The following is a 14,466-nucleotide window of genomic DNA, read 5'->3' as shown; positions in this document are numbered from 1 at the left end:
CTCACCTCTGCCCCACCCTTTCCTTGTAAGGGGTGGGGTTTGGGGTTTAGGGTTCTTATCTCAGATCCCAGAAGTATTGCCAAGGGTTGCAAACGTCCCCTGATGCGGCGTTCCCTCTAGTTACTGCCTCTCTTTTTTAGGTCTGCTTCTAAGGCTTCTAGTTGCTTCTTCTTCTGTTCGAGTTCTTGTTCTAAAGTTTGAATTTGTTCGCGACGCGCTTCCATTTCCAAATTTTTGCGAGCTAATTCCTGACTTTGTAAAGTAAGGTCTTGCCGCCAGTGTTCAGCACGTTCGGCTTCCTGCTGCAAAAAAGCGGGAGTAATGCTACTTGTCAGGTACTGCTGCACTAAATCCAAAACCCAGTTTTTGGCTTCGTGAATACTTAGAATCTGCTGATTCTCGCTAAGGTCTGCCAGAACCAACAAACCTTCGCTTAAGGATGGAATCTCAGCGGCGGGAACGACAGATTCCTTCTCCACCACTGCCCAGATATTGTCAGAGGTTTGCTCAGCTAGGATTCGCAATTCCAGACTGCCCGATGATTCATTTTTTTGCACTTCGGCAAAATATCGCATTGGTATTTTGTCTTTAAATTAATAAAACTGGGCACCCTAACTTTACGGGCGTATTCTACTTTAAACAACCCTTTTCTTCTTCCCCCGCAAGAAGGAGTGTGTAACCCAGAGTGGGATTCGTAGGGGCGAGATATCTTTACCCCTACGCGATCGCTTCTACAGTTGCGCGAGTCGTTCGCGCAGCATTTCTGCCTGTGTCTCGGCTTCGGCAAGGGCATCCCGCGCTCCCTTGACGACATCAGCGGGTGCTTTATCAACAAATTTGGCATTGCTCAAACGTCCCGAAAGGGCCTTTGCTTCTGCTTCAACTTTGTTCAAATTTTTCTCTAACTTGGCACGCAGAGCATCCACATCGACGACACCAGCGAGGGGAATCGAAACTTGCACCGTACCCACGACACCAGCGATCGCTTGTGGCGTATCCGCTTGTGCGGTACTCGCCGGTTCTGGGGGAGAAACGGTGGATGGAGGATTCGTCGCACCAACTTGTTTGGCTTCTGAGACACGGGTTCCGAGAATTTGTTTTGCCACTGTTGCCACCGCAATTACACCAGTGCCCACTAAAAAGAGCAACGGCAGCAACAGTAAAAATGGCAAGAAAATTGGGCTAATTTTAAAGTTGCCTTTTTCGTTGGCAGATACCGCCTGATTGGGTGTTTCGGCAGATGAAGGCGGCTGTTGTGTTTCGGCTGTCCCTGGGATGGTTAATTCTTCCACCTTCGCCAAGTCTTGAATATAAGACTTGCCAGCCAAGAGGATATGCCGTTCGCGATCGCTTTCAGTTTGCAAGATTGCTGACACCTTCACCCCAGGCTTAATATCTGCTTCTGCCCGTAAGTTGCGAATCGTCCGAATTGTGCCAATCAGCAGCTCAAATTGTTGCTCTAAATCCGGGTTAATGAGTGCTGGATCGGATTTGGGATAAGATTCCAACGCTAAGCTTTTGCCTTCATTCGCTTGAGTCAGCGTATGCCAAATTTCCTCGGTAATGTGCGGCATGAAAGGATGGAGTAATTTTAGAATTCCTTCCAGCACATAAGCGAGAGTTTGCTGAGCAACCAACCGCGAGGAAGCGGGGGCGTCTGGGCGCAGGCGAGGTTTGACCAGTTCAATGTACCAGTCGCAGAAATCGCCCCAAAAGAATTCATACAGTCCCTTAGCGGCTTCACCAAGACCATAGTTGTTGATGTAGTCGCCGGTTTGCTGCACTACTTGATGGTAGCGGGAGAGAATCCAGCGATCGCAGAGTTCTAAATCTCCTCCGTTACTTTTTGTTTCGCCCTCCCCGTTAACGGGGAGGGTTGGGGTGGGGTTCCCGAATTGTTGCGGTGTCTTGCCATCCAGATTCATCATCACAAACCGGGCAGCATTCCACAATTTGTTCGTGAAATTGCGGCTAGCTTCAACCGTTGCCGATTCATCGGTCTTGCGGTTGTACTCCATCCGGATATCTTGACCCGCCCCAGCCACTTCTTTAATTAAGGTGTAGCGCAGGGCATCGGTACCGTATTTGTCAATCAGCAACAACGGATCGATGCCATTGTTGGCAGATTTAGACATTTTCTTGCCGTTCTCATCCAGCACTAAGCCGTGGATGTAAACGTCCTGGAAAGGCATTTTCCCCGTAAAATGCCCCGCCATCATCGTCATTCTGGCAACCCAGAAGAAGATGATGTCAAAGCCTGTCACGAGGGTTGTGGTGGGGTAATAGGTTGTTAAATCTGGCGTCTGTTCGGGCCAACCCAGCGTCGAAAAAGGCCACAAACCAGAAGAGAACCAGGTATCGAGAACATCTGGATCTTGTTCTAGCTTGACATTTTCTCCAAATTGTGCAAATGCCTTCTCCCGTGCCTCTGCCTCGGTACGGGCGACAACAAACGGCGTTTCGTCGGTAATTGCGTCGCCTGTTTCACTTACCGCATACCAAGCTGGGATTTGATGTCCCCACCACAGTTGGCGAGAAATACACCAATCTTTTAGTTTTACTAGCCAGTCGCGATAAACCTTCGTCCAGCGTTCTGGGACAAACTCCGGTGAATTCCGATCGTCTAGAAACCCTAGCGCCCGGTCAGCGAGAGGGCGAATTTTGACAAACCACTGAGTTGAGAGGAGGGGTTCGACCGGGACTTTCCCGCGATCGCTATAAGGAACCTTATGCTTATACTCCTCTACTTTCACCAGAACGCCGTCTGCTTCCAGTCGCTGCACCACATTTTTCCGGGCAACAAAGCGGTCTTGCCCCTGAAATTCTCCGGCATTTTCGTTTAAGGAGCCGTCCTTATTCATGATGTTGATAAACGGCAAAGAGTGACGCTGACCCATTTCAAAGTCATTGGGGTCATGGGCGGGTGTCACCTTCACGCAACCCGTCCCGAAAGCTGGATCGACCAATTCATCGCCAATAATCGGAATTTCTCGCCCCATAATGGGCAGCGTCAGCGTCTTCCCAATCAAATGCTTGTAGCGGTCATCGTTGGGATTCACCGCCACTGCTGTATCGCCCAGCATCGTTTCGGGGCGAGTTGTGGCTACTTCCACATAGCCGCTGCCATCGGTGAGGGGATAGCGGAAGTGCCACAAATGCCCGTTGACTTCTTGATTATCCACCTCCAAGTCAGATACGGCCGATTGACTCGCGGGACACCAGTTCACCAGATAATTGCCGCGATAAATCAGTCCTTCCTCATACATTTGGATAAAAGCTTCCAACACTGCTTTGGATAAGCCTTCATCCATCGTGAAGCGTTCCCGCGTCCAATCCACCGAGACGCCCAAACGCCGCAGCTGATTAACAATGGTTCCCTCTGATTCCGATTTCCACTGCCAAGCCCGTTCTAAAAACTTCTCGCGTCCCACCTCATGGCGAGTTTTTCCTTCTGCCTTCAGTTGTTTTTCCAGTACGGCGTTCACTGCGATACTGGCGTGGTCGGTTCCCGGTACCCACAGAGTGTTGCGTCCTTTCATCCGGTGGTAGCGCACGAGGGTGTCAATTAGGGAACTCTCAAAGGCGTGTCCCATGTGCAAGCTACCCGTGACGTTGGGTGGCGGAATCACGATGCAGTAAGGTTCGCCTGGATGATTCGGGTCGGCTTTGAAGACTTGGTTTTCTTCCCAGAACTTCTGCCACTTGGTTTCTGTCGTAGTGGGGTCGTATTGGCTGGCGAGGGCGGGGATTGTTGCGGTCATGCTGGGAAGAATAAATGAAGACGGCTTTACATAAATTTTGCCATACGGTAGGGAAGGGTATATGAGAACGAACCGCCAAGACGCCAAGGACGCCAAGAGAAGAGAGCCAAGTGAGGAGGTGGATAAACTTGCGTATGCTGTGATAGGTGCGGCGATGGAGGTGCATCGAGTGCTGGGGCCGGGATTTTTGGAGTCTGTGTATCAGGAGGCGTTAGAGGTAGAGTTTCGGTTGCGGGGAATATTTTCTAAACCTCAGAAAACGCTAGCTGTGACCTATAAAGGTCATCAAGTGGGTGAAGGCAGATTAGATTTTCTGGTTGGTGATGTCCTAATTGTTGAATTGAAAGCTGTTCAAAACCTAGATCCTATTCACCAAGCCCAAGTCCTCTCCTACCTTAAAATGACCAACTATCCCCTTGCCCTGCTCATCAACTTTAACGTCTCCCTCCTCAAAGACGGCATCCGCCGCATCGTTCTCTCTTCCTAACTCTCTCTGCGTCCTCTGCGTCCTTGGCGGTTCGTTAATCCCATGCCCCTTCAAAAAGCAGATGCAATCATTGGCTGTATACTTGGAACTGCTGTAGGTGACGCCATCGGACTCCCTTACGAAGGCTTATCTAAACAACGACAACATCGCCTTTATCCTCAAATAAACAGGCACCATTTCTTCTTTGGTAAAGGCATGGTCTCCGATGATACGGAACACACCTGCATGGTTGCCCAAGCTTTAATCGTTGCGGGTGGGGATGTCCAGATATTTGCGAAACAACTGGCTTGGAAATTGCGCTTCTGGTTACTGGGTCTGCCAGCAGGTATCGGATATGCTACCTTAAAAGCGATTTTGAGGCTATGGCTGGGATTTTCCCCCAATCGCGCTGGTGTTTTCTCTGCTGGAAATGGCCCCGCGATGAGAAGCGCCATTATTGGTGTCTGTTATGGGGACGACATCCAAAAATTACGCGAATTCCTCCGAGTATCCACCCGCATCACCCATACCGATCCAAAAGCAGAACATGGGGCTTTGGCGGTAGCGATCGCATCCCATCTATCCAGTCACCAATCGTATGTTTTGCCCCAAGATTACTATCGCACTCTTGAAAAGATCCTAGGAGCAGAGTCTGGTGAATTCTTGCAGCTAATTAAAAAAGCTTGCGACAGTGCAGATGCCCAAGAAAGTACAGAATCCTTTGCCGCCCACATGGGGCTGGGCACAGGCGTCACTGGCTATATTTATCACACAGTGCCGGTGGTGATTTATGTCTGGTTGAGATATCAGCAAGATTATCGAACCGCCATCCTAGAAATCATTCGTTGCGGCGGGGACACAGATACCACAGCAGCAATCTTAGGCGGAATTATCGGGGCATCTGTAGGCAAAGTCGGCATTCCCTCCCTGTGGCTTGATGGTCTTTGGAAAATGCCGAGAAATATTAATTGGATGGAAGGATTGGGAAGGAGATTAACTGAGGTTTCTGAGCGGGGTGTAGAGCAACGAGCATTGTTTCTGCCCGTGTTTAATCTTTTCCTGAGGAATCTGTTCTTCATGCTTGTGGTGATCTTGCATGGATTCCGTAGGTTATTACCACCCTATTGAGTAGAATTCACTCATTCCCCTAGTTTTAGCAAACCATGCCGGACACCATAAAATAGCCGATTGAGCATGGTTTGTTCTTCTTCATCCAGCCAATCTTTAGTGAGCAGGACAGTTTGCAGCTGGTACTGGTTCACAGGAGTAATCCGGCGGGAGACGAATATCTGAGCAACTAGATCCTCGATAGTCACTTGGGTCGGAAAAAACTCAGCTGTCATGGTCAGATCAAGAATTTGATATCTCTACTCTCAGCTTTTTCCGAACCATCCCCAGTGATGCAAGCTAGAAAAAATTGTGACAACACCTTAATAACTAAGTGATCCCGGTCATTTCTGGAGTCATGAGGAAGTGCTGTCTCAGATTTTCAAAAACCACTTTTGGCGATACATTGCGTACAGAATCGCCCACCAGAACAGCAATGTCACGATGGCGAACAATAAAGAGGCGTTCATCGCTCCCGCCCAAGACACAAAGGCATTCTCATAGATCCAGTTATAAGTAGTTGGGGCGGTTTCGCCGGTTCCAACGTGGGTTTTAGCCAGGATTTTAATCAGCACAACTGAGGCGACGAACGCGAAGATAGCGTTTAACCCCATAACTTCAAACGGCTTTCCCCATCGACGGAACTTCCGCACTTCCATCAATTCATAACAAGCTGCCAGCAACAGCAACGCCCAACCAGTTGTGAAAAGCACAAAAGAACTCGTCCACAGTTTCTTGTTGATGGGAAACGTTAACCCCCACGCCCATCCAGCGACTAGGCAAGCAATGCCAAACAAGACCAAGCCGATACTGGTGCGTGACTGTACTGGTTGGGTGCGTATCCAGTCAACCGTAAAGTAGCCGGTGAGGACGGTGACAACTGCTGGAAGAGTGCTGAAAAGACCTTCAGGATCTCCCATTGAGTTGAAATTATCTCCCTTATACAGATGCGCTGTGCCAATAATCAGGCGGTCAATATAAGCGCCAAAATTCCCTTCCCTCGTTAAGACACCAGCTCCATAATCGGGAACCGGGATCAAAGACATCGCCATCCAGTACCCAATGAGTAGCAGTGCTGCGAGTACCCACTGTCCTTTGCGTGGCACGTTAAGAACTATCAGAGCAGCCACCAGGTAGGCAAGGCTAATCCGCTGCAAGACGCCCATGATGCGGATGGAGCTGAAGTCATAATTCCAGAAGCCGTTCAGCAGCAAACCAAGAATAAAAAGAATCGCCGCTCGGCGTAAAATTTGTCTATAAACATCGGCAGTAGGGCGGTTCCCTTCCGCGTATTTGGAAAGGGAAAAGGTCATTGCCCCGCCGACAATAAATAGAAAGAAGGGAAATACCAAGTCTGCCAAGGTGCAGCCGTGCCATTCTGCGTGTTGCAGGAAAGGATAAACTTGGTCGGCAACTCCCGCCTGATTAACTAAAATCATTCCCGCAATGGCAATACCTCGAAACACATCGAGCGAAGTCAAGCGCATAGTAGAGTTTCCAGAAGCAAGACATTAATAAATAACAGGGTGATAGGCATCACTCTATCGAACGAAGACGTTCATCTTGTCGCTTAGGGTAACATCACGGGGAAGGAAATCAAAATAATTCCCGATTAATTAAAGAGTTGTAGGAGCCTGATGCTAGCTCTAGCCGTTCAAGCTTATACTAGGGTCACGAAACTGCTCGATAAAATTTTGGTATCGCGAATTACTCGTACTGACCCGCAACAACTAAGCGCGGCGTTGTTGCAGGCTTTCTTGAAGGAAGTCGAACATATTCTGATTGACGGAATACTTTACTGTGGTTGATATAGACTGCTAATGTTTAAAAATAAAGCGATTGTTTTTTAGCATTTTATTCAGTTGATTTAAGGATGATAATTTATAGCCTTACCTTAAAATAGGATAAGATAAGGCTTATCCAAAAAGATTTTTTTGTCGCAGGAGTTGGATGAAAATAGAAAAGTTTATGAAGATAGCCCTGGAAGAAGCAAAGCTAGGAGATGCTCCCTACGGTGCAGTAATTGTTAAAGATAATCAAGTAATTATTAAAGCGCACAATACTGTGGAAACGGATAATGACCCAACTGCCCATGCAGAACTTAACGCGATTCGTTGTTTAACAAAAGAAATGAAAAATCCTTCTTTAGAAGGTTATACCTTGTACACAACTTGCGAACCGTGCCCAATGTGTACAACAGCTTGTATATGGGCAGGGATATCTGAAATTATATTTGGAGCTTCCATTCAAGACTTAATTGAGGCTGGTGTTCCCCAGCTTGACTTATCTAGCGAAGAAATTATTAAAAAAGGGTCTAAGAGAATAAAAGTGACCAAAGGAATTCTCAAAGAAGAAGCTCTACAATTATTCAATCATTCATGCGGCTAGGTTTATTGGGTAAAGGCAGCTTAGCGGAGGTGTGAAAATTCTTGTGACACGCTTACCCACTGATGATACCCCTTAAAAAGGGGACTTTGAGTGGTTCGGTTCCTTCCTCTTTAAGCTTCCCTAAGGCAGGGTGGTTTCATTTATTAAAAGAAAATTATGTAGCGTTGATTTTGGTTGGCGGTAGGGGCTTTTTGATTGCCATGCCCCTACAAAATGTCGCAATGCCTCGATATTTTCTAAGGGTTGTATGAAACCACCCTGCTTTTTAAACTTCCTTAGGGGGAGCGGATACTCTCGGATATTAGGAGGGACATCCTCTTCCGCAGGATTTCGTTAACGTGCCACTTCAGCGGCAATTAAAGGTAAAACTTCCGGTTTTCTAAACCTTAATTCAGCTCATTTAGAAAGCATATCAATTGGCAAACCCTCTTCTGTCCTTGCGAAGGTAACAGAAGAGGGTTCGCTGTGGAAAATAAAGAAAAATTAAATGGGGTGGTTCCGTCTAGGAGGAAGCGTTTCCGAAGAACCGATATTTCTTTTAAAGTCAATTCGTATTTTCCCTGAAATAAAGATGTAAAAATTATTAAATTCACCATTTTATTAATTTGACTTTATTATAACTTTATTTAAATAAACGTATTCTGGTTTTAGTGAGCAAAGCATCTACAAAATAACAAGTCATGAAAAAGCTTTTGATGTTGGTAGCGATCGCGCTGTTTGTTCCATTCTTTGCCCAGCGCTCCGAAGCCGCCACGATGCTTAAGGTGTCGCAAGAATCTAAACCCGGCTTGGGTGACTTTGATAGTAATATTTTGGGGTTGGTTGAAGCTTTCAGTACAATCAAAACAGCAGCCAATTACTACCAGTATAGCAAAGGTTATAATTCATCTTTTAATAATCCAGCTCTGACTTTAACGGCTAAGCAATCTCACCTTTTTTTTGTAGATGCTATTGATGGGCTGTCACTGTTCATCGTTCATTCTAAGCCGGGTAATCCAACAGGTGGAGCAGCTAAAATGAGCTTTAACTTGTTGGGAGATACGGCGGAATTAAAAATTGTAGACGATTTAGGTGAGGCAACTGCAAATTCTACTGGCCCCCTCTTTACTTCAAATCAGGGTTGGGGAGCTTGTTGCACTGATGGTTTAGCCATTGGTTCGCTTGACAGCAATTGGGAAATGTTGGTGCAATTCACTGCGCCGCCTAGAGAGTTGAACAGATGGCAAGTGTATTCTTCATCAACCTCGGCAAATATTTCACTCTCGATGCAAACAGGGCGTCGAGTAAAATTAAATGTTGCACCCGTATCTACACCTGAGCCTTCAAGCATGACTTCCTTAGTTTTTGCCGGGTTAGCACTGGCGGTACGTCGTCGCACTCAGGGCAGTATTTTGTAATGGATAATTTGTATTTTTTATCAGACTTCTATGTATGGGGTTAGCTTTATACAGTCAGCAATTGTTTGAATTGATAGGGTTGTATAAGCTACAAAAAATGGGAGAATCCCGCTTTTGTAAAAAAGCCACAAACGGTCAATCAATTCTAGAGTTGCTCGATCGATCGCCAAACTTGCGAATGATACTCGATAAAGTGGGGAAAATTTTCCTTCAGTTTTGATGGGGCATCAAAAACTGGCATCTGGAGAGTCTTGGGAATACCCCCTCCCCCTGGATTTTGAGCTGCGACCGGATCGGCTAAGATATCAAGGCACACGTAAAGGGTAACAACGTGGGGAAACGCCGGTGCAAATCCGGGGCTGTGCGGCAGCTGTAAACGAGGTGACTCTCGGAAGCCAGAATGCCTACTTAGTACTACCTTCATACAGTCTAACTTCCTGCCTTGCACGGGAAAGGAGCAATCAAATTGATGCCTAGTATAAATTCAACCGATCTGATGGGACTGCAATCCCCTACTCCCCAGTCGATTCAATTGCCGCCGCTACCTTTGCGTCGTCCGTTGTTGATGGTTGGTCATGGCACCAAAGATGAGGATGGACGGCAGAGTCTTCTAGATTTTGCCGATGCGTATCAAGCGTTAGACCCGTCGCGTCCTGTTTTACCTTGTTTTCTAGAACTCACTACCCCCACGATACAGGAGGGGGTGGATCGCTGTGTAGAAGAGGGTTACACGGAACTCTCTGTATTGCCGATTTTGCTATTTGCAGCTCGACACAATAAGTTTGATGTTACGAATGAGTTAGACCGGGCAAGGGTTAGACATCCCCAGGTGAAGTTTTACTATGGGCGTCATTTTGGGATTACGCCAGGGATTTTGGATTTGTGGCGATCGCGTCTTTCGGAATTAGACCAACCCCAGTACAATCGCTCAGAAACGGTTCTGCTCTTTGTCGGTCGGGGTTCCAGCGATCCTGATGCGAACAGCGATGTTTATAAGCTTGCCCGGATTCTGTGGGAAGGTAGCGGCTACGCCACCGTTGAAACTTGCTTTATCGGCATTACCCATCCTCGCCTAGAAGAAGGGTTCCGCCGTGCTAGACTCTACGAGCCAAAACGCATTATCGTCCTGCCGTACTTCCTATTTACCGGAGTCTTAGTTAAAAAGATTTTCGACATCACGGCGCAACAACAGGAGCAATACCCGGATATTTCCATGACTTGCCTACCAGAAATGGGCATTCACCCTCAGTTGTTGTCTGTATTAAGAGAACGAGAAATTGAGACGCAGTTGGGGCAAGTGCAAATGAATTGCGAAATGTGCAAATTCAGGATAGCAGCCAATAGCAACAGTAACGGGCACACTCCCGCCCACGATCATTCTCATCATGGGCATGGACATGGGCATGGGCATGGGCACGGGCATGGTCACGATCATGCTCACCCTGTTGAAGATCCATACAGAAATGTAGAGCAATATCACCAAAAGATTTGGCAAGCGCCTTGAATATTTGATAAGTAGTCATTAGTCAGTTGTTATTAGTCATTGGTGTCACTCGCAAAGAACTTAGAACTAATGACTACTGACACCCAACTACTTCATTACCTAAAAACTGATGTCTAAAGAATTTGTAATTGGTGAGCGAGTCCGTGTGGTAACGTTGCCGCCTTACGTTAAAACAGCGGAACCGATGCCGATGCTGCGTCCTCCTGATGTGATTCAGCTTGGGGAAGAGGGGGTCGTTGTTGACCGGCGTCCAGGGGGATATTGGAGCGTCCGCTTTGCCAGAGGAGTTTTTTTGCTGGATAGCCAGTTTATAGAGTCTGTGCAGGCGATCGCTGATACCGAATCAGCGACAGAGGCAACTGATGTGCGATCGCACAATGTACTACCGGAGCAAAAATATATCGTTGATCCCAGCTGAGTCAGAGGCGATCGCGTGTCTTCAAAACGAGGCGTTCGCCTAGCGCTGACCTGTCAGTTCGCACCTCAACAATCGCTAACCCCGATTAAATTACTTCCGCTTTTTCTGGTTTTTCTTGCGTGACTCCTTGGACATCTTTTTTTTAGACTTGGCTTTGGGATCGCTCTTGCCAGGGCGAAAGCCTTTTGCTTCCTGAGAAATTGATGAACCCGTGAAGCCAGAATCGCTGACCCCCTTTCTTTGAAAGCTCTGGTTAAATTCTTTCTTCGGTAATTCTTCAGGCGACTTCAAGCCCAATCCCACCTGCACATCATCCCAGTCTCCTACCAAGAAACGATCCACGGTATCAGCAGCAAAGACACGCTCTATCAGCGGCGCGGACTCTACCGCCTTCAGATCGACCAGGGAACCTATGAGAAAGCTATTCAATTCTGAGCCGTTTTCTGCAAACGATTCCAGTTGATGGGTGAGAATCGCAACACACTCAGGACGAGCCTCAGGATGATCGATTGCAATGTCTTCCAGACAGTTAAGAGCCGTTGTGCGGGGGAATATCGCCTGAGAGGTATCCGCTAGATAAGCCGCCAGAGCCGGAATCGCGGCTTGCCCGATCATGCTATAGACTAATGGCAGTTCTTCGGCAATCCATTCCCAATAGTTGCTTTCCTCTTTCTCAAACAAGCCCATGAGCGGCTCAATGCCAGCCTCAGCGCGGAGTTGGCCCAATGCTCTCCAGGCATGAATGGGTGCCCAGGATTCGAGCGTGTCTTCATCATCCCGGTATAACTCGTTGTCTGTTGCCATGCGGATCAAGTTAGGAATGTCCGTGGGGGCAATACCGAGTTCCAGATAGTCAGGCCAATTGTCAAAGTCCATCTCGGCGCAATTGCCATAGGTGAGCAGCTGGTTTACTGGTGGTGGATAACTCTCTATGCTCATCTCAACCCCTTTGTTTTCATCTCGATTGCTTCTCCCTAGATTCACTTGAGCTTTGGCACCCTCAAGTCCTCATCTCTATCACGATACCGAGGATGAATCAATATAGATAATTAGTCGCGGGATAGCGAAGCAACGTTACTCTCAAGCGTGCTTCGCCTTCATTAATTCACCGCTCCTAGGTGAAAAAGTGAGTTGGGAGGGGAAGATCCCCGGTGCGATCGCCCTCTTGTATTCTTTTCTCTGGCTTCTTCGCAGTTGGTTTAGTTCCTGTGCCTTTTTAGGGTGCGGATGATTGCCTCGCGCTAACTTCTCGAACTAAACGGTCTAGTGCAAGTTGCATCTGGGTACAAACTTTTTCATAGCAAGCATTCACATAAGCGCGATCGCTCGCTGCTGCACGACCATAGCGTTCAAACACAATCGGGGCAAGGACACGAGTATGAATTTGCACTGGCAGCGGAAAATTCGGGATCGGGCCAATTGCCACTCCCCAAGGCAACCCTAAATAAAGTGGAAATACACCCGTTTCAGCATCTAACTTCCAGGGAAAGCCCCATTCATGCAGTTGTCGCACTTGCTGGTAGAAATCTGCTAGAACAATCAGCGTCTCGTGGGCACCATGAGAAATAATCGGTACAATTGGCGCTTCTTCCCGCAGTGCCAGTTTGATAAATCCCTTACGCCCTGCTAGATGAATTTGATAACGCTGGTTGTAAGGACGAAACATATCTTCAGCCCCGCCAGGATAGACGAGTACCGCAGCATCCCGCTGGAGGGCAGCGATCGCTACTTTCGGATGCGCGATCAGCGCCCCTACCTGGGCAGCTGGCACCGCGAAGATAGGAGTTTTCCAAGCAGACGGATGCATGAGTCCATAAGCTAAGCGTTCGTAGCCAAACCGGCGGAACCAGTCATACAAAAACATCGAAGTATCGGGCGAAGCCAAACCTCCATTATGGGAACCGACAACCAGCACCTTCCCTTCGGGGGGCATATGATGCCAGCCATCCGTTTGAACCCGAAAATAGTGGCGGTAGAACCATTCCCATACCGGCATCCAAGCTTTAATCACATCGGGATTTCGCTCTTCTAGCGACCAACCATCAAACTGATGACCGGCGGTTTTGCCGTCACTGCCTCTGCTACCCGTAGAAACATTAATATTGTCAAACAATGGTTCTTAACCACCCGAAACTCATAAATTGCGTTCTTTAGGATAATCTGCTGCCGAGTCTATTGGCAAACATTTTCCCTTTTTCTAGCGATCGTTTCCCAATCTTTTTCGGTTAAGGCTCGATCCCCAAACCCTGATTAACAAAAGGGGCAAATTTCCTCCCTTTTAAGGGGCTAGGGAAGGGATTTCTAAGGAGCGAACACCACTAAGGGGACGTATTGCATTACTTGCGCTCTCAGTTTACCTATCTTGCCCTCATTTCTACCTTTTGTGTTGTTTGCGCCTGGAGTGGTTCATTTCTTTTCTGGAATTACCAAGTCTGCAATTAAAGGTCGGTGGTCTGAACCAACATTCGGCCCAGTGCGAATATTCTTGACTTTAATTTCTGGACTGATTAAACAATGATCGATAGGAATGGATAAAGCAAAAGAGAAAGGTGGGAGAGTTTGAGAATAAGAAGCTTTCATAGGCCAACTCGGTAGAATTCCAAATCCTTTCTGGGCATTATGCAGCCCAGTTTTATTGATAAATCTTTTGTAATAAGGAGACCACATAGTTATATTTAAATCCCCAACCATTACAACTGGGGTTTTCAATTTTTGTATATATTGGCTGATTTTGTCTAGCTGTTGATTCCGAGAATGAAAGAAGGTAGGTTTGACGGGCGGTAGCGGATGAGTGGCAATCAGGGAAATCAATTGTCCGTTCATCGTAAAGTTGCCAACAATACTATTATTTTTATCTGTCCCAAAAAGATTGATAGAAGCGTTGGTGAGAGGCTGCTTACTATAAACGGCGATACCTAGATTATAAGGATTAGGTTTTTTAATGGAGTAGGGAAGAATATCAAGAAGAGAATCTAATTGTTTTATCCAAGCGTCGTTAACTTCTAAAAAGACAGCAATTTCTGGTTTTTCTTTTCTAACGACAGATAATATTTTTGAATAGCTTTTATTTTGCGTATTCAGATTTGAGCTTAAAATTCGGATAGATTCAATATTATTTCCCGGTTTTGGCGATAGAGAAATATACCAAGGGAGTATCTCTGCCAAAAGTAGAGAAATACAAAATAGGCTAATCAAGATTAAGAGTTTTTTGCGAGTCAGTAAGAGTAAGGCAAATAACACTAACCCTACAATAAGATATTGCAGTTTAAAGTGAGAAAGCTGTTCTAAAAAGATATTCCAGCCAACTAAGCTAAGCAAAGAAAGCAGCGTTATCCCCAAAATCCCCAAGAATAATAAATAGGGAATTACCTTGATGAAGAGATGGTTGTGGGAATTTTTATTCAGCGATCGCATACACAGTGTTA

General features: G+C 46.8%; 13 protein-coding genes and 1 riboswitch. Of the genes, 6 read left to right on the top strand and 7 right to left on the bottom strand.

The window, feature by feature from the left end; all coding sequences use genetic code 11:
* Positions 1–116: 116 nt before the first annotated feature.
* A complete protein-coding gene (locus tag NDI33_RS20515) occupies positions 117–575 on the bottom strand; it encodes a hypothetical protein (protein WP_190679322.1) in 459 nt (152 codons plus the stop codon).
* Positions 576–731: 156 nt separating this feature from the next.
* Entirely contained in the window at positions 732–3,761 is a 3,030-nt protein-coding gene (locus NDI33_RS20510) for a valine--tRNA ligase (RefSeq protein ID WP_190679320.1), read from the bottom strand.
* A gap of 61 nt (positions 3,762–3,822) precedes the next feature.
* On the opposite strand from NDI33_RS20510, the gene NDI33_RS20505 reads away from it, so the two are divergent.
* A complete protein-coding gene (locus tag NDI33_RS20505; RefSeq protein ID WP_190411688.1) occupies positions 3,823–4,248 on the top strand; it encodes a GxxExxY protein in 426 nt (141 codons plus the stop codon).
* Between the two features lie 42 nt (positions 4,249–4,290).
* Positions 4,291–5,355 (top strand): ADP-ribosylglycohydrolase family protein, encoded by a 1,065-nt coding sequence (locus NDI33_RS20500; RefSeq protein WP_190679312.1) that lies wholly within the window; start codon positions 4,291–4,293, stop codon positions 5,353–5,355.
* An 11-nt stretch (positions 5,356–5,366) separates the two neighbouring features.
* On the opposite strand, the gene NDI33_RS20495 is transcribed toward NDI33_RS20500, so the two are convergent.
* Complete coding sequence (locus tag NDI33_RS20495) at positions 5,367–5,570, bottom strand: hypothetical protein (RefSeq protein ID WP_190411686.1); 204 nt, start codon at positions 5,568–5,570, stop codon at positions 5,367–5,369.
* A 138-nt stretch (positions 5,571–5,708) separates the two neighbouring features.
* Complete coding sequence (locus tag NDI33_RS20490; RefSeq protein WP_190679311.1) at positions 5,709–6,821, bottom strand: acyltransferase family protein; 1,113 nt, start codon at positions 6,819–6,821, stop codon at positions 5,709–5,711.
* 463 nt (positions 6,822–7,284) lie between these two features.
* Here NDI33_RS20490 and NDI33_RS20485 point away from each other — a divergent pair, with 463 nt between their 5' ends.
* The 4 genes from NDI33_RS20485 (at position 7,285) to sipA (ending at position 11,041) form a co-directional block, all read left to right on the top strand.
* On the top strand, positions 7,285–7,722 hold the full coding sequence (locus tag NDI33_RS20485; RefSeq protein WP_190679306.1) for a nucleoside deaminase: 438 nt from the start codon (positions 7,285–7,287) through the stop codon (positions 7,720–7,722).
* Between the two features lie 680 nt (positions 7,723–8,402).
* On the top strand, positions 8,403–9,119 hold the full coding sequence (locus NDI33_RS20480) for a hypothetical protein (protein ID WP_190679304.1): 717 nt from the start codon (positions 8,403–8,405) through the stop codon (positions 9,117–9,119).
* A gap of 291 nt (positions 9,120–9,410) precedes the next feature.
* Positions 9,411–9,546: riboswitch (cobalamin riboswitch) on the top strand.
* Between the two features lie 42 nt (positions 9,547–9,588).
* Complete coding sequence (locus NDI33_RS20475) at positions 9,589–10,623, top strand: sirohydrochlorin chelatase (protein ID WP_190432372.1); 1,035 nt, start codon at positions 9,589–9,591, stop codon at positions 10,621–10,623.
* A gap of 109 nt (positions 10,624–10,732) precedes the next feature.
* Positions 10,733–11,041 carry a regulatory protein SipA gene (gene sipA / locus NDI33_RS20470; RefSeq protein WP_190432374.1) on the top strand — a complete coding sequence of 103 codons (309 nt, stop codon included), beginning with the start codon at positions 10,733–10,735 and terminating at the stop codon, positions 11,039–11,041.
* Positions 11,042–11,131: 90 nt separating this feature from the next.
* Here sipA and NDI33_RS20465 read toward each other — a convergent pair whose 3' ends face one another.
* The 3 genes from NDI33_RS20465 to NDI33_RS20455 form a co-directional block, all read right to left on the bottom strand.
* A complete protein-coding gene (locus NDI33_RS20465; protein WP_190411679.1) occupies positions 11,132–11,980 on the bottom strand; it encodes a hypothetical protein in 849 nt (282 codons plus the stop codon).
* A 277-nt stretch (positions 11,981–12,257) separates the two neighbouring features.
* A complete protein-coding gene (locus NDI33_RS20460) occupies positions 12,258–13,142 on the bottom strand; it encodes a lysophospholipid acyltransferase family protein (RefSeq protein ID WP_347275958.1) in 885 nt (294 codons plus the stop codon).
* 305 nt (positions 13,143–13,447) lie between these two features.
* Complete coding sequence (locus tag NDI33_RS20455; protein WP_190679302.1) at positions 13,448–14,455, bottom strand: endonuclease/exonuclease/phosphatase family protein; 1,008 nt, start codon at positions 14,453–14,455, stop codon at positions 13,448–13,450.
* Between the last annotated feature and the right edge of the window lie 11 nt (positions 14,456–14,466).

It is taken from the genome of Trichocoleus sp. DQ-A1, from assembly GCF_039961955.1.
In the GTDB taxonomy this organism is placed as follows: domain Bacteria; phylum Cyanobacteriota; class Cyanobacteriia; order Cyanobacteriales; family FACHB-T130; genus FACHB-T130.
The sequence above is the reverse complement of the archived record's forward strand: the minus strand, read 5'-3'. Positions and strand labels throughout refer to the sequence as shown.

Coding starts and splice junctions, on each gene's coding strand:
- NDI33_RS20505 (WP_190411688.1), top strand. CDS start 3,823: ATGAGAACGAACCGCCAAGACGCCAAGGACGCCAAGAGAAGAGAGCCA.
- NDI33_RS20495 (WP_190411686.1), bottom strand. CDS start 5,570: ATGACAGCTGAGTTTTTTCCGACCCAAGTGACTATCGAGGATCTAGTT.
- NDI33_RS20515 (WP_190679322.1), bottom strand. CDS start 575: ATGCGATATTTTGCCGAAGTGCAAAAAAATGAATCATCGGGCAGTCTG.
- NDI33_RS20510 (WP_190679320.1), bottom strand. CDS start 3,761: ATGACCGCAACAATCCCCGCCCTCGCCAGCCAATACGACCCCACTACG.
- NDI33_RS20500 (WP_190679312.1), top strand. CDS start 4,291: ATGCCCCTTCAAAAAGCAGATGCAATCATTGGCTGTATACTTGGAACT.
- NDI33_RS20480 (WP_190679304.1), top strand. CDS start 8,403: ATGAAAAAGCTTTTGATGTTGGTAGCGATCGCGCTGTTTGTTCCATTC.
- NDI33_RS20455 (WP_190679302.1), bottom strand. CDS start 14,455: ATGCGATCGCTGAATAAAAATTCCCACAACCATCTCTTCATCAAGGTA.
- NDI33_RS20485 (WP_190679306.1), top strand. CDS start 7,285: ATGAAAATAGAAAAGTTTATGAAGATAGCCCTGGAAGAAGCAAAGCTA.
- NDI33_RS20475 (WP_190432372.1), top strand. CDS start 9,589: ATGCCTAGTATAAATTCAACCGATCTGATGGGACTGCAATCCCCTACT.
- sipA (WP_190432374.1), top strand. CDS start 10,733: ATGTCTAAAGAATTTGTAATTGGTGAGCGAGTCCGTGTGGTAACGTTG.
- NDI33_RS20465 (WP_190411679.1), bottom strand. CDS start 11,980: ATGAGCATAGAGAGTTATCCACCACCAGTAAACCAGCTGCTCACCTAT.
- NDI33_RS20490 (WP_190679311.1), bottom strand. CDS start 6,821: ATGCGCTTGACTTCGCTCGATGTGTTTCGAGGTATTGCCATTGCGGGA.